Annotated in this window: 1 pseudogene; it reads left to right on the top strand. The window is 70.7% G+C overall.

The features are described 5' to 3' along the window. Positions 1-38 precede the first annotated feature (38 nt). A pseudogene (locus tag CCN72_RS36450) lies at positions 39-576 on the top strand (isocitrate/isopropylmalate family dehydrogenase); the annotation flags it as partial.

Raw genomic sequence — 576 nt, 5'->3', positions numbered from 1 at the left:
CCACCGGTGAGACCCTCACCGACGCCGACCTCGCCCAGCTGAAGCGGCACGACGCCATCCTGCTCGGCGCCATCGGCGACCCGTCGGTGCCCTCCGGCGTCCTGGAGCGCGGCTTCCTGCTCAAGCTCCGCTTCGCCTTCGACCACCATGTCAACCTGCGGCCGAGCAAGCTCCTCCCGGGCGTGGCCACCCCGCTCGCCGGACAGCCGGAGATCGACTTCGTCGTCGTCCGCGAGGGCACCGAAGGCCCGTACACCGGCAACGGCGGCACCATCCGCAAGGGCACCCCGCACGAGGTCGCCACCGAGGTGTCCGTCAACACGGCCTACGGCGTCGAGCGTGTCGTCCGCGACGCCTTCGCCCGCGCCCAGCCCCGAGGTCACCACCGACTATCTGCATGTCGACGCGGCCACCATCTTCCTGGTCACCCAGCCCGAGCGCTTCGACGTGATCGTCACCGACAACCTCTTCGGCGACATCATCACCGACCTCGCCGCGGCCGTCTCCGGCGGCATCGGCGTGGCCGCCTCCGGCAACATCAACCCGGGCCGCGAGTTCCCGTCCATGTTCGAGCCG

Source organism: Streptomyces murinus (assembly GCF_002154555.1).
GTDB lineage: Bacteria > Actinomycetota > Actinomycetes > Streptomycetales > Streptomycetaceae > Streptomyces > Streptomyces murinus.
The sequence above is the reverse complement of the archived record's forward strand: the minus strand, read 5'-3'. Positions and strand labels throughout refer to the sequence as shown.